Genomic DNA, 21,972 nt, shown 5'->3' on the forward strand with positions numbered 1-21,972 from the left:
TACGATCAAGAACCTTCATCTTTCCGCCATTCAATCTGCCGCTGACAGCATGTTCACCACGGCGTCTCGTTACGTTATCAGTAATCCCAATATAGTAGGGATCTTTAACGCCTTTATCATACAAAGCGTAAACAAAATAACCAGGTGCAGTTTCCGCTACCCACCCTAATGGATCGACCCACGCTACAGCGTTGGGAGCATAGAAGTAAAGATTGGATCCACCATCAATTCCAATGGGATCTTGAGTGGTAAATCTACCTACTTCCGGATCGTAATATCGGAAAGTGTTGTAATTTTGACCATTTTCGCTATCAAAGTACTGGCCCTGGAAGCGCAGATTCTGCTCCACCTCATTAATCGTCACCTGCTCGATCGCGCCCCAAGAACGATACGTCGCCTGCCAAACAATCCCGCCCTGACTATCAGTCAGCTCCAGCGGCGTACCAATCTGATCGGTATGGAAGTAATAGATCTTCTGCTCTTCCCCTTCCGCCTGGTCAACCCGCGCTAACGGTGCATAGCTACCTGGCTCATAGAGATACAGAATGCTCTGCCCCGGCGTCTCCTCACGCAACATCCTTAGCCCTTGCCAGAGGTTCTCACAGTCATAGGCAAAACTCTGAAGCTTGCTATGTCCCGAGCGCTTCTCGATCAGGTTGCCCCACGGGTCGTAGCGGTACTCCTGATCACGCCAACGCTTGATACGGTTGTCCTTGACCTTCTCCAACTGCCGCGCATTGAAGTCCAGGCGATTGGCGGCCGGGTCGTAGCGGAACTCTTCGCTGCCAACCAGTGACCCGGTATCCCGGCTGTGCAACTGGCCGTTGGCTTCGTATTCGTACTTGATCTCGCCGCGCAGCTTGTCCAGCGTGCGTACCAATTCGCCCGCCGGGTCGTACTGGTAGCGACGGTGAATCGGGTTGTAAGCGTGCTCCACCAGCAGTGAGGTGTTGATGCCGGGGTTCTGCACTTGCGACAGCTTCTCTGCAGGCAGCGTCGAAGCAAACTGCCACGCCTTGCGCCCCATGGCGTCGTAGCCAAAGCAACTGGTGAGCTTGCCCTGCGTGCGATACACCTCGCGATGCAGATCATCGCGTTCCATGTCGCTGATGACCTGGCCGTCCAGGTTCAGCTGGTGCAGGTGCCCGCTGCCGTAGTACAGGTGGTTGACCTTGCGCCCGTCTGGCAAGGTCAGCGTGGTCAGGTTGCTCAGTGGGTCGTATTCGTAGCCGAGTACGCCTTGTGGGGTGATTTCCTGGGTCAGTCGCCCCAGCAGGTCATAGGCGTATTCGAGTTTTTCTTCGGTGATGCCGAGTTGTTTGCCGATACCGCTGGGTTGCCGCTGAATGCTCAGCAACCGGTCAACATCGTCATAGGCATAGTCTTGTCGCGCATCACGGTTGAGCTTGGCAATCAGCCGGCCAATGGGGTCGCGCTCGAACAGCGTTTCGCGTTGTGGCTGTTCACCGTTCTCACCGTAGCCAATTTCGTCCAGCCTGGTCAGATGGCCGCCGTCGTTGTAGGTGAAGCGCCGCGTCAGGTTGTCCACCCGCACTTCTTCCACCAGCCGGTCCGACGCATCGTAAGCAAAGCTGTACGTCGCGTTGTTCTCGTTAACCAGCGCGGTAAGGCGTATGGCCTTGTCGTACTCGTAGCGAATCCGCTGCCCTTTGGCATCCTGGCGGCTGCTCGGCAGTCCGCGTGCCGTGCGCAGCAGGCGCGTGGTCTGGCCTTTGCCATCGGTGTGGGTCAGCACCTGGCCGTACGGGTTGTAGGTAAAGGTCTCTGAGGTGCCGTCCGGATGGGTGACCTTGATCACCTCTCCGTCCGGTTTGCGCTCCAGCATGGTGGTTTGGTGCAGCGCATCCGTCACGGCCACCAGGTGCTGGCGGTCGTCGTAGCGGTAATAGGTGTTTTTACCCGAACAGTCCTGATACCGCTCGACCTGGGCAAGGGTGTTCCACCACAGGTACTTGGACTTGTACGTCGCATCGATGATGGTATGCGGCAAACCATCTTCGCCATTGAGGTATTCGGTCAGGTGGCCAAGGGCATCGGTTTCGGCGAGCAGGTTGCCCTTGTCGTCGTAGCGCGCCTGCCAGGTGCTGCCGTCCGGGTAAGTGACCTTGGTTACCAGGGTGGTCAGGTGATGGTATTCGTAGGCGATGGTGCGGCCCAGCGGGTCGGTCTCTTCAAGCAGGCGGGCGTATTCGTCGTACTTGAAGTGCAACTGGTTGCCGTCCGGCAGGGTCAGGCCGACCATGTTGCCGTAGTCGTCCAGCGCGATGGCGTAGCGCTCGCCGCCGTAGTCGCGGCTGGCGAACACGCGGTGGTCGGCGTTGTACTGCACCTCCAGCTCGCGGCCGAGTACGTCCGTGGCCCAGCTGATGCGCAGGGCGAAGTCGTAGCGGAAATGGAAGTGTTCGCCGTCGCTGGTCCAGTGCTCGACCACGCGGGGCTGGCCGTCGAGGGTTTCCCAGCGGTAATGGCAGGTCAGGCCCAGGGCATTACTGTGGCTTGCCATTACGCCGTCGGCGTAGCTGAAGCTGCGCACGGTGTCGCCGTTGCGGTTGATCACCGTGCTGAGCTGGCCGTGTTCGTCGTAGCGGTATTGAGCCAGGGTTTCGACCGCTTCGTTGTTCGTATCCGCTCCATGAAGCCCACATTCCAAGCGACTACCTGATGCCCGATGCTGCGCTCCCGATTTCTTTCTGGAGCCCGCCCGCCATGATGCGACCCGACAGCAAAGTCGAAAAGGTTTACCTCTATCCCAAGCCCGTAGACTTCCGAAAGTCCATCGACGGCCTCACCGCGCTGGTCGAGTTGGATATCAAGGTCGCCGTGTTCGACCCCGTACTGTTCGTTTTCCTCAATAAAGCTCGCAATCGCATCAAGGTGTTGTATTGGGAGCGCAACGGCTTCTGTCTTTGGCTCAAACGCCTCGAAGCCGAACGTTTCAAAACCTCCCCCGACGCCAGCGACGAAGCGATTGTCCTGACCGTCCAAGAACTGAACTGGCTACTCGACGGTTTCGACCTCTGGCGCAACCGTCCGCATCAGGTTCTGACGCCCCGTTTCGTCGCCTGACCCGGTATAATCCGGGCCATGATTTCAGTGCCCGACAACCTCCCGGATGACCCTGTTCTGCTCAAGCAAATGCTGCTTGAGAGTTACGCTGCTCGTGCGTGTGAGCAATCGGCTGCCCGTGTGCGCGAGCAGGAGGTCAAGGAGGCTTATACGACACACATCGACGACCTGAAAGAGCAGATCAAGTTATGGCGTGACCGTTTCTTTGGCCGTAAGTCTGAGCAAACTGTCGATCCCAACACGCCGCAACTGGCGATGTTCAACGAACCCGAAAGCGACCCGCTACTGGCGGTGGTTGACGATGCCGACGAAGAAGTCGTTGCGCCTGCCAAACGTCGCGGCAAACGCAAACCACTGTCGGCCGATCTGCCTCGGGTCGAAGTCATCCACGACCTGCCCGAGCACGAACTGACCTGCGCCTGTGGTTGCCGCAAGCATGTCATTGGCGAGGAAACCAGCGAGCAGCTCGACATCGTGCCGATGCAGATCCGCGTACTCAAACACGTGCGCAAGGTTTACGGGTGCCGGGGCTGCGAAACCGCGCCGGTTACCGCTGACAAGCCAGCCCAGTTGATCGAAAAGAGCATGGCCAGCCCCAGCGTGCTGGCCATGCTGCTGACCACCAAGTATGTCGATGGTCTGCCGCTACACCGTTTTGAAAGCGTACTGTCCCGGCATGGCATCGAAATCCCCCGGCAAACCTTGGCCCGCTGGGTAATCCAGTGCAGCGAACACTTCCAGCCGCTGCTGAATCTGATGCGTGAGCGGTTGTTGGAAAGCCCGGTGATTCACTGCGATGAAACGCGGGTGCAGGTGCTCAAGGAACCGGATCGCGACCCGACCAGCCAGTCCTGGATGTGGGTGCAGGCCAGCGGGCCACCTGATCGACAAGTCGTGTTGTTCGACTACACCACCAGCCGTGCGCAGGAGATACCGTTGCGCCTGCTGGAGGGCTATCGCGGTTATGTCATGACCGATGATTACGCCGGTTACAACGCGTTGGCATTACAGCCCGGTGTCGAACGGTTGGCGTGCATGGTTCATGCACGCCGCAAGTTTGTCGAGGCGCAAAAGATGCAGCCCAAAGGCAAGACGGGACGTGCCGATGTGGCGCTGGCGATGATCAACAAGCTGTATGGCATCGAGCGTGAACTCAAGGATGTCAGCGATGAGCAGCGGTTCATCGGTCGCCAGGAACGAAGCCTGCCGATCCTCGGCCAATTGAAAAGCTGGCTGGACAAGACGTACTCCCAGGTCACACCGCAAAGTGTGCTGGGCAAGGCCGTGCACTATCTGGCTAACAACTGGAGTCGGTTGGAACGCTATGTCGAGGCCGGCCATTTGCCGATCGACAACAACCTTGCGGAGCGTGCGATCAAGCCATTTGTCATCGGGCGCAAGGCTTGGCTGTTCAGCGACACCGTGAACGGCGCCAGTGCCAGCGCAAAGATCTACAGCTTGGTTGAGACCGCCAAGGTCAACGGCCAGGAGCCCTATACGTGGCTGCGCCACGTACTTGAGCACCTGCCGTATGCATCGTCGGTGGCCGACTACGAAGCTCTTCTGCCGTGGAACTGCTCGCCAGAGATGCCACGGTAACCTGCTGCCCCATCATGTGATAGGAGGGGTTCATGGATCGCACTCCGTTGTTCACCACCCGTTTGATGTCGGTCAGCCGGCCCAGCGGGTGGTCGTAGTGCAGGTGCACGCGGGTGCCGCCGGTGGCGCTGATGTCGGTCAGCGTGCCTTCGGCGGTGCGAGTGAAGTGCAGGAAGTGGCCGAGGGCGTTTTCGATGCGTTGCAGCGGCACGTCGGTGTCGGTGTCTGGCACTTCACCGAAGTAGAAGAACAGGTTGTCCAGCGTCTGCAGAATGTAGTGGCCGCCCTCGGTGCACACCAGGTACACCTGCTCGTGCGGGTTGTAGATGCGTTCGCCCGGCTGCAGCGAGACGAACGGGACTTCGCGGCCTTGGTTGTCGGTGAGGTAGATGAAGCTGCCCCTGCGGCGCAGGCTTTGTTCCCACGGCAGTACCCAGCCGCGGCCGAGCACGCTGTCGACTGTCAGGTCGCTGGCGTAAAAGCGCGACCACTCGATGGGCATCAGGCCGGGCAGGCTGAAGTCGATTTCGTCGGGGATGAGTTTGCGGCCCGTGGTCTGGTTTACCGGGCTACTGGTTCGACCACGTAGCGGCTGGCGCCTCCGCCAGCGACAGGGCAGCCCTGTCAAAAACATGCAAAAAAACTAATTAACCTCATGCAACATCACGGCCAGCCATACAAATCTAGCAGCATATATAAAGTTGGAAGCGTAATGAGACAAAGTTGGCATCCACTTCCAAACCAGCTATTTTAAAGATCATTTTGTGGTTGGCGACCTTGAGCATCCCTTACAAATAAACTTGATCGACCCCCATACTTAGCATATCAACGTGTAAAAATACCCGCCAAGCCAATTACTCAACCGAGAGCAACAAACCTTATAGCGAGCTTCTTGCTTTCGACCTTACTGACAAAAACCTCCGACACGATCGGATCAATCCAAATGACGCCACCCAAAAATAAGAAATGAGAACCATCTGCTTTTGATTCATCAACACACAGCTTTGTTACACCTCGGGCCATGTACTCAGCATCCAACTCACCCGACTTAAATTTTTTTAAAATCATAGCTTTACCAGAGTAATCTGAACGTTCATAGTCGAAGCATTTGATCTTATGATTCAAATGTATTAAAAAGTAATCTTTTTCTACAGGCCTGCCGTCAAAATATTTCACCTCAGCCTTTACAAATTCAGCGTTAGAACCTAACTCTTCAAATACAACTCTTAATTCCCTCGACCCAAAAAATGCACCGCATGCAGTTAAGAAAAAATCAGATTTCAGGCTGCGAATCTTTTTATCCAGCACTACAGTAATTGATAGACCTTCTAACGAAATGCATTTTCCTACTTGATAGTAATCATTGAGCTCCGGTGAGAATGAAACCTCGCCATCCGTATACCCCCCTTCAACTACTTCATGCAACATTGTAAAATAATTCATAATTTCCCTCCTAACATGTCGACCTAGTGCCTTTCGGCCTAGGGTCCGTATTTTGTAAGCGCAAGGTGTCTGAACCAAGACTCATCCTCATACTGCGTTCGACAGCGCCGATCTTTTTAAGAAGGGTCTTATCAGATGCAGTTGCCACATTGCCAATCTTCTGCTCCGCTATCAATAAACGGTTCCTTGCTGCGTCATAGTAAGAACCCAAATGACCACCACTATGCAGTGGTTTACCTGAGGCTAGGGATTCCGCAGATGTGGTAGGGAGTGGTGATCCATTGCTAGCGCCATTCGGATTATATATACCTCGCTTCATTGCCTCTTGAATAAGATTGGACTTATTTACAACATTAGTAGGAATTAAATGGTGAGCGGCATATCCCGAGGGAACTGTATTTCCAGCCTTTGCCATGGCTGCAGCAAGAAGCTTGCTAGGTGATAATCCTGCAGGGTCTACCCAAGAAACTGGATTAGGAGCATATGTATACAGATTTTCCCCACCCAAGACCCCTATTGGATCCTGTGTAATAAAGCGACCTATTTCAGGATCGTAATACCTGTAAAGATTATAATGAAGCACTGCTTCCTCATCAAAATACTGACCTTGGAAGCGCAAGTTTTGCTCAACTTTTCTAACAGAAAATTCGTCAACTACCCCCCAAGACCTATAGCGCACCTGCCAGACAACTTCGCCATCGCTATTCGTCAGTTCTAACGGTGTTCCCATTTGGTCGTTATGAAAGTAATAAATCTGCTGCATTTCACCTTCAACGGTATCAATGCGTGCTAAAGGAATGTATCCTGCTGGCTCATACAAGTAGAGCGTAGTACGCCCCGGCGCCACCTCCTGCAGCATCTTGAAAGCCTGCCAGACAAAGCGCTTTTGCTCTATCACACCGTTAAATTCAGATTGCTTGGCAATCCGCCGCCCCAGGCTGTCATAGCGATAAGCACCCGTACTTTCCAGCTTGCCGTTGACCACTGTCTCAGCACGCACCAGCCGGTTCTCGCAGTCATAGGCAAAACTCTGAAGCTTGCTATGCCCCGAGCGCTTCTCAATCAGGTTGCCCCACGGGTCGTAGCGGTACTCCTGATCCCGCCAGCGCTTGATGCGGTTGTCCTTGACCTTCTCCAGCTGCCGCGCATTGAAGTCCAGGCGGTTGGCGGCCGGGTCGTAGCGGAACTCTTCGCTACCTATAAGCGAGCCGGTATCGCGGCTGTGCAACTGGCCGTTGGCTTCGTACTCGTACTTGATCTCGCCGCGCAGCTTGTCCAGCGTGCGTACCAATTCGCCCGCCGGATCGTACTGGTAGCGACGGTGAATCGGGTTGTAGGCGTGCTCCACCAGCAGCGAGGTGTTGATGCCCGAGTTCTGCACTTGCGACAGCTTTTCTGCAGGCAGGGTAGACGCAAACTGCCAAGCCTTGCGCCCCATGGCGTCGTAGCCAAAGCAACTGGTGAGCTTGCCCTGCGTGCGATACACCTCGCGGTGCAGGTCATCGCGCTCCATGTCGCTGATGACCTGGCCGTCCAGGTTCAGCTGGTGCAGGTGCCCGCTGCCGTAGTACAGGTGGTTGACCTTGCGCCCGTCCGGCAAGGTCAGCGTGGTCAGGTTGCTCAGTGGGTCGTATTCGTAGCCGAGTACGCCTTGCGGTGTGATTTCCTGAGTCAGTCGGCCCAGCAGGTCATAGCTGTACTCCAGCTTTTCTTCGCTCACTCCCAGTTGCTTGCCGATGCTGGTTGGGTGTCGCTCAATGCTCAGCAACCGGTCGACTTCGTCGTATACATAATCCTGACGGGCATCACGGTTGAGCTTGGCCATCAGCCGGCCAATGGGGTCGCGCTCGAACAGCGTTTCACGTTGTGGCTGTTCACCGTTCTCACCGTAGCCAATTTCGGCCAGCCGGGTCAGATGGCCGCCGTCGTTGTAGGTGAAGCGCCGCGTCAGGTTGTCCACCCGCACTTCTTCCACCAGCCGGTCCGACGCATCGTAAGCAAAGCTGTACGTCGCGTTGTTCTCGTTAACCAGCGCGGTAAGGCGTATCGCCTTGTCGTACTCGTAGCGAATCCGCTGCCCTTTGGCATCCTGCCGGCTGCTCGGCAGTCCGCGTGCCGTGCGCAGCAGGCGCGTGGTCTGGCCTTTACCGTCGGTGTGGGTCAGCACCTGGCCGTACGGGTTGTAGGTAAAGGTCTCTGAGGTGCCATCCGGATGGCTGACCTTGACCACCTCCCCGTCCGGTTTGCGTTCCAGCGTGGTGGTTTGGTGCAGCGCATCCGTCACGGCCACCAGGTGCTGGCGGTCGTCGTAGCGGTAATAGGTGTTTTTACCCGAACAGTCCTGATACCGCTCGACCTGGGCAAGGGTGTTCCACCACAGGTACTTGGACTTGTACGTCGCATCGATGATGGTATGCGGCAAACCATCTTCGCCGTTGAGGTACTCGGTCATCTGGCCCAGCGCATCGGTTTCGGCGAGCAGGTTACCCTTGTCGTCGTAGCGCGCCTGCCAGGTGCTGCCGTCCGGGTAGGTGACCTTGGTTACCAGGGTGGTCAGGTGGTGGTATTCGTAGGCGATGGTGCGGCCCAGCGGGTCGGTCTCTTCGAGCAGGCGGGCGTATTCGTCGTACTTGAAGTGCAGCTGGTTGCCGTCCGGCAGGGTCAGGCCGACCATGTTGCCGTAGTCGTCCAGCGCGATGGCGTAACGCTCACCGCCGTAGTCGCGGCTGGCGAACACGCGGTGGTCGGCGTTGTACTGCACCTCCAGCTCGCGGCCGAGTACGTCCGTGGCCCAGCTGATGCGCTGGGCGAAGTCGTAGCGGAAATGGAAGTGTTCGCCGTCGCTGGTCCAGTGCTCGACCACGCGGGGCTGGCCGTCGAGGGTTTCCCAACGGTAATGGCAGGTCAGGCCCAGGGCATTGCTGTGGCTTGCCATTACGCCGTCGGCGTAGCTGAAGCTGCGCACGGTGTCGCCGTTGCGGTTGATCACCGTGCTGAGCTGTCCGTGTTCGTCGTAGCGGTATTGAGCCAGGGTTTCGACCGCTTCGTTGTTCACCACCCGCTTGATGTCGGTCAGCCGGCCCAGCGGGTTGTCGTAATGCAGGTGCACGCGGGTGCCACCGGTGGCGCTGATGTCGGTCAGCGTGCCTTCGGCGGTGCGGGTGAAGTGCAGGAAGTGGCCGAGGGCGTTTTCGATGCGCTGCAGCGGCACGTCGGTGTCGGTGTCTGGCACTTCGCCGAAGTAGAAGAACAGGTTGTCCAGTGTCTGCAGAATGTAGTGGCCGCCCTCGGTGCACACCAGGTACACCTGCTCGTGCGGGTTGTAGATGCGTTCGCCCGGCTGCAGCGAGACGAACGGGACTTCGCGGCCCTGGTTGTCGGTGAGGTAGATGAAGCTGCCCTTGCGGCGCAGGCTTTGTTCCCACGGCAGTACCCAGCCGCGGCCGAGCACGCTGTCGACCGTCAGGTCGCTGGCGTAGAAGCGCGACCACTCGATGGGCATCAGGCCGGGCAGGCTGAAGTCGATTTCGTCGGGGATGAGTTTGCGGCCGGTGGTCAGGTCTACCGGGTTACCGGTCAGGGCGCCCATGGCCCGCTGCGCTACCGGTTCAACTACGTAGCGGCTGGCGACTTCGCCGGCTACAAAGCCTGCGGTGAACTTCAGGGCGCAGGGCATGACGGCTTTCATGCCGGCCTGGGTGCCGGCCTTGATCAGCTGGGCGATACCGCCGGCGGCACCGGCAACGGCCATCAGCACGTCTACGGTCGTGCGCAGCCATTTGGGGATTTCGTCGTCCACCGGCAGATAGCGGAATGTACCCCCGCCGATGATGACGTTGTCCGAGCCGCCGGAGATGGTCGCCCCGCAGGTCAACTTGTCGCCCTTGCGGGCCGCCGCCACGCTGTTGATGAAGACGTTGGTCGAGCCTTCGGCGATCTGTACGGGCCCTGGGTGCTTGTCACAGGCACCGATGCTTTTCTCGACCCGCGCGGCCTTGCGGCTGTTGATGAAGACGTTGGGTGAGGCAGTGGTTATCGTCCCTGAGGGGGATGAGAACATACTGCCTATCGCCTCCCCGGCCGCGGTCAGCAAGCTGCCTCCGATACCGGCCGCCATGCCGGCGAGCAAGGCCACGCCGAACCCGCAGGTGAAGGTGGCGATGGCCACCGTGGCCACCAGCGCGATGCCCAGGGCAGCCCCGATCAGGAAGCCCCCCAGAGCGCTAGTGTGCGAAATATCGTCGCCGAACCTGGCCGCTTCGAACATGAGGGGTTACTCCTGCTCGCCGGGCTCGGCGCTGGTCACGACGGGGTTGCGCGGGGTGAAGCTGGCCAGCAGGTTTGCCCAGTCCTCGTTCTGCTGAGGGCTGAAATCTGCCTGTGCGGTGGTCGAGAAGATCAGCGCACGCCCGGGGCTGATCAGGAAGGCTGCCTGGCGCTGATACAGCGGGCGGCCCTGGTTCATGTAGTAAGCGTCGATCTGGATGCCTGGGATAGGTGCGGTGGTCGACAGCGCAACGGCTTTGTTGCCCATGCGCGTGTATCCGCGCAGCTTGGACGTGAGCATCTTGATCTGTCGATCGACGTAAGCCTGCAGTGCTTCGTCGGGCAACAGCGTGTCGCGCGAAATGGTGATGCTCAAGGGCGCTGGCACACTGGCACCGAGAACGAACATGTTTACAGTGCGGTCATCAAACCCGTCCGGCAGCGAGATCCCGCCTTCTTGCAACTCATAGTCCATGCGATAAAAATTCCTGATAGCAAAATTGGGGATGGGTCAGCGCAGTGCCAGGCCATCGAGCATGCGGTCAAAGTCGGCGAGCCACAGGCTCAGGCCAGGCTTGGTCGGGTCGATCACGCAAGAAATGTCCAGCCATTGCAGATTGTCGCTGCCGGTAACAGGTACCAGCGCCCCCACCAGGCGACCGTGCCGGGTTTCGTGCCCAGCGTTGAAATGAAAGTCCACGGCCTTGGCCGGGTTACCCGCGACGCGGCAATCTTGCTGGCGAATCACCCGCAACTGCGGGTTCATTTCGCGCAAGGCCTGGATCGCGGCGTCGAACAGTTGCTCCAAGGTTTGCCTGGCGCGCACATCACGGCGGCGAATGTTGAGCGTGACCGGTTCACCTTCATGCTCGAGGGTGGTCTGGATATCACGGAATCGATAAGCCGTCGGGAACGCCAGATTGAAGCCACCGAAGGTGAAGCTGCTGGTAACGTCCTGCAAGGCGACAGGCACCGGTTCGGGCTCTGGCACTGGCTCAGGGTTGGCCGCAAGCTCGGCCAGCTCGGCGAGGCGCGCGGCCTCTTGCTGCGCTTCACGCTTGGCAGAAATGCGGTCGTAGATGGAGGGTTTGTACATCGGCCTGCCCTCAGTCGTTGATCCGCACTGCCGCGCCGGTGATCTGCGTGGTATCGGTACTGGTCGTGGTAATGACCTTGCCTTTGATTTCTATGCCTTCCGGCGTCAACTTGATGCTGCTTTCCCCTACCTGGAGGATGATGTGCTGCTTGGCGCCCACCTGAATGAACTGGTTATCTACCTGCAGGGTGTATGACCCTTCCTTGACGTTGACCACCGTGTTGTCCTTGATGGTCTCAGTGTGCGCGCCGCCCACCGTGATCGTCCGGTTGTTCCCCACATCATGGGTCTCATCCAGTTCGATCTCGGTGTCCATGTTGCGCTCGGCGTGCATGATGATCTGCTCGGCGCCGGCCTTGTCTTCGAAGCGGAAGAAGTTCGCGGTACCGCCGTCGCCTTTCATCGAGCGGGTCAGGAAGCCACTCTGGGTCTTGTTCGCCGGCAACGACCAGGGCGGGGTGTTGCTGCTGTTGTACAGGCTACCCATGATCAGCGGGCGGTCGGGATTGCCGTCGAGGAACACCACCACCACTTCGTCGCCGACGCGGGGGATCAAAATGCTGCCGAAGCCGCCGCTGGCACCGGACTGGGCGACGCGTACCCAGCAGGAACTCTGGTCGTTGAACTCGCCGTTGCGGTCCCAGTGGAACTGCAGCTTCACACGCCCCAGTTCGTCGGTATAGATCTCTTCGCCGGGCGGGCCGACGACAATGGCTGTTTGGGGCCCGGAGATGCCTGCCCTAGGCGTGCTCAATGAGGGGCGGAACGGAATTTTGCGACGGATACAGGTAAAGCTGTTCCCATACCCTGCTTCACCGTCATTGGCGTAATTGTTACGCCCCCAGTGAGTGACGGACAGCAGAAGAAACTGGCGATCGTCCGGAGTGTCGTTGTCGTGATCGTAATGCTGGCTAAGCTCGAAGTAACGACCCGGCTCCATGGCGCGGCAATTGCTCTTGCCATGGAATGTCTTGCCGTCCACCTCTATTGCCTCCAGCCGACGCCGAGCCTTGCGCAGGCCCTCGTCTGAATCGGCGTAACCGTAAAGGCCTTCGTATTCGAAGACTTCGTACTGGCCGACCTCGCCCTGCTGGTTGACGGAATTGAGCTGTACCAAATGCGGGTTGGCAGGCTGCTTGTAGTCGAACGACTTTAGAGCCAAGCGCGTTGGCTGCATCCGCCGCGCCGAAGACCAGGCGGTGATCGAATCTGCAGTTTCGGTAACCGAAGCACTGTGGTAACGGATCAGCGGCTGACGCTCCAGCTGCGGAAGAATGCTGCTGTCATCGCTGATAATCATGCGATGACCTTCCTTAGAATGCTCGAAGGTGAAGAACAGCCCTTCCTGCTCAAGCATACGCAGCACGAAATTCAGGTCAGATTCCTGATACTGCGTACAGTAGCTGATCGGTTTGAGCGGTTGGCTCAGGCGGAATTCGTGGTCGGCCAAGGTCAGGTAGTAATCGAAGACTTCCTTGACGATCTGCTCGGTGGTCTTGTCTTGGAAGATGCGCGAATCACGGCGACGGCTGAGAATCCAGATCCACGGCACGAGCTCTGCGCTGTAGTTAGCAACGCCCCCATCGGCACCGGTATGCACGAAGTCAGAAACATGCGCACTGAGGTATCTGGTGCTCCCATCGGCAAGCGCGATGCCTACAGTTACCTTCTTGCCAATGAGTTTCTTGAGCTCGATCCGAGCATCTTGGGAGATGAGTTCTGCCTGGAAGCTGAACAGTTCCGAAATCGCCTCGCGGCCGCTGAAGCTAAGCAGTTGAAGCTCTTGTTCGGGAGGCAAAGGTGAGTCGAAAGTGAACAGGCGTTTATTCTGCGTGAGCATCGACTCGAGGGCGTCCGTAATCATTTCAATGCATCCTGCATCAAGCTGGAAATCTACCAATGAAAACGTGGTTCGCTGGTGCTGTCAAATGATGCCATTAAGCCACCTCCCTTTCGCCAAAGCTGAAACCACATGAGATCATGACCATCAGTTTGCTCTCGCTCACGTCTGGGGTGTAGGCTCCCTGCGCTTAGCCATGAGGCAGCACATAGCGAATTTTTCAGGGAGAACCGCGATGAGCGTGAGTGAAAGCCAACTCAGCCAACTTGACCGGGAGATGGATTCTAACCACATGGAAGTGGTGATGATGCCGATAGAAGCTTTCCAGGCTCAGGCCCGCTCCACACAACAAGCACACGCCGTGACACAGCCTCCGCAGGTATGCACTCGCACACAGGGCGACCTGCTGAGCGGCATCGGGCAAAGCGTCAAGTCAGCCTACAACGGGCTGCCTCACACGTTTGTCAATACCACATGGGGCGTTCCCGCAGCCATGGCCGCCTGGGATGCACGCAATGCGGCTTCTTTCGTTAGAGATATGGGTGGCTTACTCACCAAGGTGCGCCACACCGTGTACAAGGGTAAGCAGTACGTGATCATCACGGGTTACCCTGGATTGCGCAAAACGCTCAATGCGCCGCGCTATGGTATTCAGAACGCGAAACTGATCAGCATGGGCATCGGCAAATACGGTGTTCGCGGTTCCTCCCTCAAGGCGCTCAGGCTCTCCTGCTATGTTGCCGTCGGTATCGAAGTGGCGGAGTGGGTGTTTGGCGACGAGCACGTGATGAGTGACTTGTTTGGTGGTATCGGGGTGGAGTTGGTCAAAGCAGGGATCGCAACAGCAGTGGGATATGCCGTTGGACTGGCCCTTGGCACAATGGCCACTTTCGCCGCCGCACCGGTGATCGCGGGTGCGGCTGTGGTGTTCGCAGTGGGCTGGGGGCTTAACGTACTCGACACCGAATACGGGATAAAAAATTCTGTTAAAGCCGGCCTCCGCTACGCCGTGGATAATATTCAATATTTACAGCAGCAGGCCAGCCGCATCAGCGTTGAGGACATGCAAAAATACGCAGAGGAAACCGTCACCAACATTGTTGGTGAGATTGCGGAGAACCTCTATAGCGAGGCCAAGCGCTGGGCACTTCGAAAATTGCAACCTGGAGACCTCAATTTACCGGGGTGGCCGTCTTTGCCTGAGCTACCGTCCATGCCCTCCCTCCCGACTTTCAATCTACCAAAGTTCTAACAATGACCACACATCGCCCCTATGAATTTCACGAGCGCTCACCCTATATTTTCCGCCTCGTGGCTTTTATTACCTGCCTATTGACTGCCGCTTTAGGCTTCCTTTCGGCCCGCTGGCTTGCAAGCGACATACTGCCGTTATTCGGCAGTCTATTTACAGATACACCCATTGTAGTCACGCCTTATTTGGGGTTTATGCTCATTGCCATGTGCACTGTTAGCCCAATACTTATCATAACCTCCGCTTACGCATGCTGGCGCGCCAAAAAATTTGACCCACCCATCAACTCTCGCCTTTACCGATTCCAGTATCAATCTTATAAATTGACACTATGGTCAATGATTTGTATAGCGCCGGCACTGGCGATACTTGTAACACTAGGTTTATGGGCGAAGGGATACACGCCATGTCAAAAGTTGCTGATCTCCGGGTCGGCGTGGAAAGTGTATTGGGTGAACGATGCGCGGTACTGCTTCAAACCTGACTCCTACACTGACGACAACCAACCATGTAAGCGTATCGGGGATAAAAATGTATGCGTACAGTTTGAGGGTCGGTAACTAATTCTTGAGATGGGCTACGAAGCTCCGGAGGGCGTATCTCAAGATATAATCCATGGAAAGTACCCGCCTATTTAAGGTCCTGCAGGAAGCCGAGGGAAATTCATGTTGGCGGCCCGAGCATCAATAATGCTCTGTGCAAGAACAGTTCGCGCACCGCATAATCGGGCCTGTACTCGTCATCGCAGGTCGCTGCCAAGCAAAGCGCCGTACTCGTATAGTCGACCCACTCGCCTAGCTTCAGGCGCAATGGCCAAGCGCTGACTCTCGCTGATCTGACCATGATCCTTCCCAAGCTCTGAGCATTGGAAATGAATTCTAACAGCCCGGCATTTGCCTCTCTTAAATTCAGACTGCTCGCTGCCTTGACACTTTTGCTCTGTGCGACAGTAGGGGTATTCGCTACGTACTGGTTGATTGCACATGCCCTGCCAATATATGGACAAATGTGGCGTCGCGCCTCGGCCATCGAGGTCCCATACATGGCTTTCGGCCTCATCATGGCACCACCCGTTATGCTTGCCTGTACAGTAGCCAGCGCATTCGCCATATGGACAGGCAAACGATTTGATCCACCGGAAAAATCCGCGCTTGCGAAACTTCAGACAGGCCTGATGAAGGCCTCAGTCTATTCACTCATAGGCCTTGCACCACTCACTGCTATCAGCACGACAATTGCACTCAACGCATTAGACTATACAACCTGCCCGCAACTCAGAAAATCGGGATCGGCATGGCAGACGTACTGGGTAAACCATCCCGGCTTTTGTTTTAAACCGGACAGCTATACCGAAAATCGATGGCGCTGCAAAAATATAGACGGCAAAAAACTTTGCATTAACATGGACGAGTAGCGAAAGCCTGAGGCCCCTCGGGCACGATTGCCTGGATGCAGGGCCCGCACTTGCTCTTGGCTTGGCTACCACCGCGCTGGCGTTGGTGGCGTACGGATTGGCATATTACCGGCCTGGCAAAAGTAGCATGCTGCAATTCATGGGGGTTTCAAACAAAAGTTCCCACCAACTCGGACGCACTCCTGGCGGGTGGAATACGTGGCCGCTAGTGTTCACTGCGATAAGCACAGTTTATGCACCACAATGTCATCGCTATCATCACACCGACGGCCGGTATAGCGAAAAATTTGGAGTCACACCGATCATAAGCACGGCGACTATCACGGTCAGCATCCAGACCGACCAAATTTTTGCAAAAAATCTATCCGTGGTAAACATAAGACTATTTCTAAAGTATTTTGCCTGATCATCAACAGCGGGGTTGCAAATGACACTCCTATCCGGGTGTTGAGCAACACCCCGAAGCCCCCTTGTCCAAAGCAGCAAACCTGGTAGTGATTCGTACCTCAACGTGGTGACGCGAGATCCCGTGCCGCCAGCCGTTCACCATAGGAAGGCTTGAACATTAGTTGTCGTCATACACCAACTCATCGAGTTCGTCAGTTGCCGGCGAATGCTCAAACAAGTGCCTTGCCAAGTGACATATACGCTGCGACCAGGCCACCTTGGCTACCCACTCGGGCGGCATTCCCGATACCCCGTACAAGGCACCCGCCAACTGCCCCGCCGTGGCGGCCACGCTGTCGGCATCGTCGGCAAGGTTGGCCGCGAGCAGAATCGCATCCTTGAAATTGTCGGTGTGCCAAACCGCCCAGAGCGCTGCTTCGAGGGTGTCGACCACATAGCCGGAAGAGCGAATCTGCTCTCGTGACTTGAGCTTGTATTCGCCGGCATTGATGATCCGCGGCCGAGACTTCAGCGGGCGCACTTTGGCTGCCAACGCCTCGTGTTTGTCGGCGCCATTGAGGGCCAGATGCAACTGCGCGCCGAACAGGCTACAGCACTGCAGCACTTCGGGCGCGCTGTGCGTGACCGTGCTCTGCGTGACACTTTCTCCCCAAGTCGCCGAGAGCGAGTGGCGCCGAAAAATGGCAGTGGGCGCAAGCCTGATCAACGAACCGTTGCCAGCAGCCGAGGGCTCGGCATTCCCTTGCCAAGCAAGCCCTTCAGTTTCCCACCCTTCGAGCGCGCGCCGAGTGACATTGCCGATGTCGAAACAGCGCCCATTGACGCTGTTCTCGCCCTGGCGATACCAACGCACCAGTGCGTCTGCAAAAGTCGCGAAATCGAACCTGCCCTTGGCCTCGTAAGTATCGGCCAGGCACAGCGCCATGCTGGTATCGTCGGTCCACTGGCCGGGCGCCAGACGGAATGGGCCACCACCGACCATGTCTGTAACTTGGCCCTGACCGCGGCGCTGAAACTCCAGTGTGGTCCCCACCGCATCACCGATTGCCAGGCCCAGCAGTGCGCCCTGTGCGCGGTCGAGTGCTTGTTCGCGTGAAAGCGTGCAAGGCCTGTCGCTAAGCCAGACTGGCTTGATGCGTGGCAATATGGGCGCGTCTGGATCGTATATGTACTCCATGCGCTGCTGTAACTGGGGGGATACGTCGGGGACCAGGTCGATGTAGCGCTGGGCGTATTCGCTCAGGACTGCGTCCGGACTTCTCAGGTCGATCATGCTGGCTCCTTGCAAAGGCTTGCTCTCATCCATCGGCCCATTTTGCTGACCTGGCCAGCCCCTGACAACAGCTCCAGACAGGAGCTGGCATAATCAACGATCAAGCACAGCAAGGAACGCTGACGTCATCATGAAATCTCATCCCGAACTCCATGTCAGATCCCCGCTGCTCTTTCGCTGCGTGGCCATCGGCTTTGCGCTGTGCATGCTAGCGGTGTGCGCACTTGCGTTCTACGTACTGTGGGCCGAACTGCTGCCGCTGTATGGCCGCCTCTACAGAAATGCACCCGTTGTGGAAACGCCGCTCATGAGTTTTTTCGTACTCGCGGCGATTCCGGGGACGCCCTACTCGCTCGTTGTCTGCGCCTTCGCGGCATGGACCGGTCAGAAATTCGACCCGCCCAAAAAGTCCAGGCTTCACACGTTCGAAATCCGGTCGTTGCAGTTGATGTTCGCGATAATGTGCTGCGCCGCCCCGGCCATGATCATTGCGACCACGGCCACACTCTCTGCGAAGGGCTACTGGTCTTGCCCAAAGCTCCGTATTTCAGGCTCCGCATGGCAGATGTTCTGGGTGAACGATGAGCGCATATGCTTTACGCCCGATTCCTACATCAACGACCATTGGCCATGCAAAGTTGTCGGGAACAAGACTATTTGCGTCCAGGTGGACGGTAGGTAGCAACGCCCCAACCTGCCGCCGAACGACACGATCGAGGGGGGATGGCACCGGCTTTGCCGGTGATCGCCGGCAAGCCGGCTCCCACAGGGGTGTGGACTGCCCTTGGATAAATCTCATCAATACTGGAAAAGCGCCAGGCAAGCGGTGCCACAATCGTCGGCGCTGATGACGCACAAGCGGTTGCGACCAGCGTGCCAATAGCGGCCTGAGTCAAATATCCAAAGCCTACACCCCCTCCCCGTGGCCGGCTTGCCGGCGATCACGGGCGCAGCCCGTGCCAGTCATCCTGTCGAACACGCAGCTCAAAGATGCCGGCTCTTGGATCATAAAAACCTCGCCACCGCCTGCTACATGCGGCGTATTCCGTCGCATTGCCATCATTGAAAGGCCCGCCGTAAAGCCCTTGCTTCACCGCCCGACCCAACCAGAAATGCGACCTGCTTCACCTTTTGAAAAATATTTTCCAATCTCTTTTTCAGCTGTTTTCCCTCACCCAAAACCCCTTCCCCACGGGCCCAAGCCCAGATTTTACGCCCCCAAAACCCCTGGCCAATATCAATACGACATCATTGCGCCGCGTCACAAACAGGGAAAAAATCGCTGCCCCGGCGGGAACTTCTCCTACAGCAGGGTGCCCTACACGGCATTACTGGCAACACGATATTCATGTGCCAGTACCGAGTTTCCAGTCCACGCCAGCGGCGTATCAGGACGATTAAAAAGGCTCATGGACGATGTACCGATGACACAGACGTTTGATGTCGAAGCACTGATCAAGCTGCGTAGCCAAACGCGGGCAATCTCCGATGCGCTCAAGGCGCAGGCGGCCGATTACCTCGCCACCGCGGCGCCGCTGATCCGTCCGCAAACGCTGTTCGGTGAATACCTGCAGGGGGCGCAACGCAGCAGCGGGCGCGAAACCCAGGGCCACTTCCAGTCGCTTATCGAACTCTACGAGCGCATCGGCTCGGCCGCGCCCTTCCAGCTGGTCAGCGAGCTGGAAGTGCCGCTCAACCTCATCAGCACCACCCCCGAACTGTTCCCCCTGGAATACGACAAGGCCCTGGTCCCCAGCGGCCAGGTCATCCGCATCACCAGCCCCGTGCGCTGGGTCGTGGGTTTTCAGGGCTTTGAGCTGGCGCGCTTTCGCAATGTCATCCACGACCCCAACCGCAGCAGAGCCGAGCTGTACCGCTTCGTGGTGCACTACCTGGTGCTGTTCTACTGCCTGAGCAAGTCGCCTGGCCTTGGCCGCCTGTTCGAAGGCCTGCGCTTTGGCTTGAGCTTCGAACGCCTCAAGGGCATGGGTGACCTGCCCTTCTGCGTCATCAGCTCGCCGGTGCGTTCGGAACTTCCCGACGATTCGGTCATCCGTAGCAGCACGCAAATTGCCGGCAACACCAGTTTCGAAGAGCTGGTGGGCCGCGACAACATTCTGGAAATGAACGACGAAATCCGTCAGCGCCTGCTGCTGACGATCGAAGGACTGTAACGCGCAGGCCCCCGCCGGGCCGCGCCATGATTCGCAGCGAATTGCTCGCACTGGAGAACACGATGGCGAAGAAGGAAAGTACCCAGCACAAACTCGACCGCGTTCGCGCGCCGCGGGTTCACATCACTTACGACGTGGACATCGGTGATGCGATCGAGAAAAAGGAGCTGCCCTTTGTCGTTGGCGTGCTGGGCGATTTTTCCGGCAACCCGCTGGAGCCCTTGCCCAAGCTCAAGGACCGCAAGTTCGTCTTCATCGACCGCGACAATTTCAACGGCGTGCTCAAAGGCATCAAGCCGCGCCTGACCTACCGCGTCGACAACACCCTGGCCAAAAACGGCACCCAGCTGGGCGTGGAGCTGAACTTCAACAGCATGGAAGACTTCGAGCCACAGAACGTGGTGAAGCAAGTCGAGCCGCTGCGCAAGCTCTTGGAAGTGCGCAACAAGCTGGCCGACCTGCGTAACAAGATGGGCGGCAACGACAAGCTCGAAGAGCTGCTGATGGACGTGCTGCAGAACACCGAGAAGCTGAAAACCCTGGGCAAGGAATTCGGTCGCGAAGCCGCCGTACCCGCCGCCGATGGCAAAGAGTAAGCAGGAGCCAGACGATGACCGACAAGCAAACACTGCCACAACAGGACACCGACCTGGTCGAGGTGGAAACCTTCGCCCCGCAGGCCTCGCTGCTCGACAGCATCATTTCGCAAAGCCGTGTGGCCCGCTCCGACACCGAGCGCAACCGCACCCGTGACCTGATCGGAGAGCTGGTCAACCAGGTGCTCGAGGGCGAGATGACCCCGAGCAAGGACCTGATCGCCGTGCTCGACGCGCGCATCGCCGAGATCGACTCGATGCTCTCCGAGCAGATGAACGAGATCATGCACGCCCGCGAATTCCAGCAGCTGGAAGCCTCGTGGCGCGGCCTGAAGTACCAGGTCGACCAGACCGAAACCAGCACCACGCTGAAGATCCACCTGCTCAACGCCTCGAAGAAGGACTTGGTGCGCGACCTCAAGGCCGCCAGCGAATTCGACCAGAGCGCGCTGTTCAAGAAGGTATACGAAGAAGAGTACGGCACCTTCGGTGGCGCCCCGTTCGGCATGCTGATCGGTGACTACGAATTCAACCGCAACCCCGAAGACATGTACCTGCTCGAAGAGATCTCGCACGTGGCCGCCGCGGCCCATGCGCCATTCATTTCGGCCGCATCGCCCGAGCTGTTTGGCTGGGACTCGTTCACCGACATGTCCGGCCCGCGTGACCTGGCGAAAATCTTCGACACGGTCGAATACGCCAAGTGGAAGTCGTTCCGCGCCTCGGAGGACTCGCGCTATGTCGGCCTGACCCTGCCGCACGTGCTCGGCCGCCTGCCATATGGCCCTGATACCACCCCGGTGGAAGAATTCAACTTCGTCGAAAGCGTCGACGGCCGTGACCACAACAAGTACCTGTGGATGAACGCCGCCTACGCCCTGGGCACCCGCGTCACCGATGCCTTCTCGCGTTACGGCTGGTGCGTGGCCATCCGCGGTGTCGAAGGTGGCGGCCTGGTAGAAGGCCTGCCAACCCACACCTTCAAGACCGATGACGGCGAAATTGCCCTCAAATGCCCAACTGAGATCGCCATCACCGACCGCCGTGAAAAAGAGCTGTCGGACCTTGGCTTCATCCCGCTGGTGCACTGCAAAGGCACCGACTACGCCGCGTTCTTCGGCACCCAGTCGGCGCAGAAGCAGAAGCAGTACAACACCGACATCGCCAATGCCAACGCACGCCTGTCGGCGCAGCTGCAGTACATCTTCGCCACCTCGCGCATTGCCCACTACATGAAGGCGATCATGCGCGACAAGATTGGCAGCTTCGCCTCGCGCATGGACGTCGAGCGTTTCCTCAACCAGTGGCTGGCCAGCTATGTACTGCTTGACGACACCGCCAGCCAGGAAGCCAAGGCCAAGTTCCCGCTGCGCGAAGCCCGTGCCGAAGTGTTCGAGGTGCCAGGCAAGCCAGGTGTGTACAAGGCCGTGACCTACCTGCGCCCGCACTACCAGCTCGACGAACTGACCGCTTCGCTGCGCCTGGTCGCAGAGCTGCCGCAAGGCGCTCGCGGCTGACCGGCCT

General features: G+C 57.8%; 14 protein-coding genes and 2 pseudogenes. 8 read left to right on the top strand and 8 right to left on the bottom strand.

All coding sequences use genetic code 11. From position 1 onward, the window contains the following. Positions 1 to 163: 163 nt before the first annotated feature. Positions 164 to 2,641, bottom strand: a pseudogene (locus ACMGGN_RS09835) (RHS repeat-associated core domain-containing protein); the annotation flags it as partial. A gap of 86 nt (positions 2,642 to 2,727) precedes the next feature. Between ACMGGN_RS09835 and tnpB the strand changes: the two are divergent. After that, entirely contained in the window at positions 2,728 to 3,087 is a 360-nt protein-coding gene (gene tnpB / locus ACMGGN_RS09840) for an IS66 family insertion sequence element accessory protein TnpB (RefSeq protein WP_033697337.1), read from the top strand. An 18-nt stretch (positions 3,088 to 3,105) separates the two neighbouring features. Continuing rightward, entirely contained in the window at positions 3,106 to 4,686 is a 1,581-nt protein-coding gene (tnpC, locus tag ACMGGN_RS09845; RefSeq protein WP_414156366.1) for an IS66 family transposase, read from the top strand. Positions 4,687 to 4,732: 46 nt separating this feature from the next. Here tnpC and ACMGGN_RS09850 read toward each other — a convergent pair. From ACMGGN_RS09850 to tssI, 6 genes and pseudogenes are all read right to left on the bottom strand, one after another. After that, positions 4,733 to 5,254 (bottom strand): annotated as a pseudogene (locus tag ACMGGN_RS09850) (DUF6531 domain-containing protein); the annotation flags it as partial. Positions 5,255 to 5,544: 290 nt separating this feature from the next. Beyond that, positions 5,545 to 6,129, bottom strand: coding sequence for an imm11 family protein (locus ACMGGN_RS09855; protein WP_174142642.1), 585 nt, complete (start codon positions 6,127 to 6,129; stop codon positions 5,545 to 5,547). A 10-nt stretch (positions 6,130 to 6,139) separates the two neighbouring features. Further along, positions 6,140 to 10,396, bottom strand: a complete 4,257-nt coding sequence (locus ACMGGN_RS09860) for an RHS repeat-associated core domain-containing protein (protein ID WP_414156719.1) — start codon at positions 10,394 to 10,396, stop codon at positions 6,140 to 6,142. Between the two features lie 6 nt (positions 10,397 to 10,402). Next, the gene (locus ACMGGN_RS09865; protein ID WP_039602378.1) at positions 10,403 to 10,870 is read right to left on the bottom strand and encodes a DcrB-related protein; all 468 of its coding nucleotides are present in this window, start codon (positions 10,868 to 10,870) and stop codon (positions 10,403 to 10,405) included. Between the two features lie 36 nt (positions 10,871 to 10,906). Next, positions 10,907 to 11,491 carry a DcrB-related protein gene (locus ACMGGN_RS09870; RefSeq protein ID WP_039602379.1) on the bottom strand — a complete coding sequence of 195 codons (585 nt, stop codon included), beginning with the start codon at positions 11,489 to 11,491 and terminating at the stop codon, positions 10,907 to 10,909. Between the two features lie 10 nt (positions 11,492 to 11,501). Continuing rightward, entirely contained in the window at positions 11,502 to 13,355 is a 1,854-nt protein-coding gene (tssI, locus tag ACMGGN_RS09875; RefSeq protein ID WP_039602380.1) for a type VI secretion system tip protein TssI/VgrG, read from the bottom strand. A gap of 211 nt (positions 13,356 to 13,566) precedes the next feature. Here tssI and ACMGGN_RS09880 point away from each other — a divergent pair, with 211 nt between their 5' ends. Together ACMGGN_RS09880 and ACMGGN_RS09885 are read left to right on the top strand one after the other, a co-directional pair. Beyond that, entirely contained in the window at positions 13,567 to 14,583 is a 1,017-nt protein-coding gene (locus tag ACMGGN_RS09880; RefSeq protein WP_012314376.1) for a hypothetical protein, read from the top strand. 871 nt (positions 14,584 to 15,454) lie between these two features. Continuing rightward, complete coding sequence (locus ACMGGN_RS09885) at positions 15,455 to 15,997, top strand: hypothetical protein (protein WP_414156720.1); 543 nt, start codon at positions 15,455 to 15,457, stop codon at positions 15,995 to 15,997. A 565-nt stretch (positions 15,998 to 16,562) separates the two neighbouring features. On the opposite strand, the gene tri1 is transcribed toward ACMGGN_RS09885, so the two are convergent. Further along, positions 16,563 to 17,678 carry an ADP-ribosylarginine hydrolase Tri1 gene (tri1, locus tag ACMGGN_RS09890; protein WP_414156721.1) on the bottom strand — a complete coding sequence of 372 codons (1,116 nt, stop codon included), beginning with the start codon at positions 17,676 to 17,678 and terminating at the stop codon, positions 16,563 to 16,565. A 130-nt stretch (positions 17,679 to 17,808) separates the two neighbouring features. Between tri1 and ACMGGN_RS09895 the strand changes: the two genes are divergently transcribed. From ACMGGN_RS09895 to tssC, 4 genes are all read left to right on the top strand, one after another. Continuing rightward, complete coding sequence (locus tag ACMGGN_RS09895) at positions 17,809 to 18,360, top strand: hypothetical protein (RefSeq protein WP_046787629.1); 552 nt, start codon at positions 17,809 to 17,811, stop codon at positions 18,358 to 18,360. A 742-nt stretch (positions 18,361 to 19,102) separates the two neighbouring features. Beyond that, positions 19,103 to 19,852: a hypothetical protein gene (locus tag ACMGGN_RS09900; RefSeq protein WP_414156722.1), complete on the top strand. Its 750-nt coding sequence runs from the start codon at positions 19,103 to 19,105 to the stop codon at positions 19,850 to 19,852. Positions 19,853 to 19,914: 62 nt separating this feature from the next. Continuing rightward, positions 19,915 to 20,448, top strand: coding sequence for a type VI secretion system contractile sheath small subunit (tssB, locus tag ACMGGN_RS09905; protein ID WP_012314370.1), 534 nt, complete (start codon positions 19,915 to 19,917; stop codon positions 20,446 to 20,448). A 14-nt stretch (positions 20,449 to 20,462) separates the two neighbouring features. Continuing rightward, positions 20,463 to 21,965, top strand: a complete 1,503-nt coding sequence (tssC, locus tag ACMGGN_RS09910) for a type VI secretion system contractile sheath large subunit (RefSeq protein ID WP_012314369.1) — start codon at positions 20,463 to 20,465, stop codon at positions 21,963 to 21,965. Positions 21,966 to 21,972: the final 7 nt, after the last annotated feature.

The organism is Pseudomonas sp. BNK-30, assembly GCF_047456185.1.
GTDB lineage: Bacteria > Pseudomonadota > Gammaproteobacteria > Pseudomonadales > Pseudomonadaceae > Aquipseudomonas > Aquipseudomonas putida_E.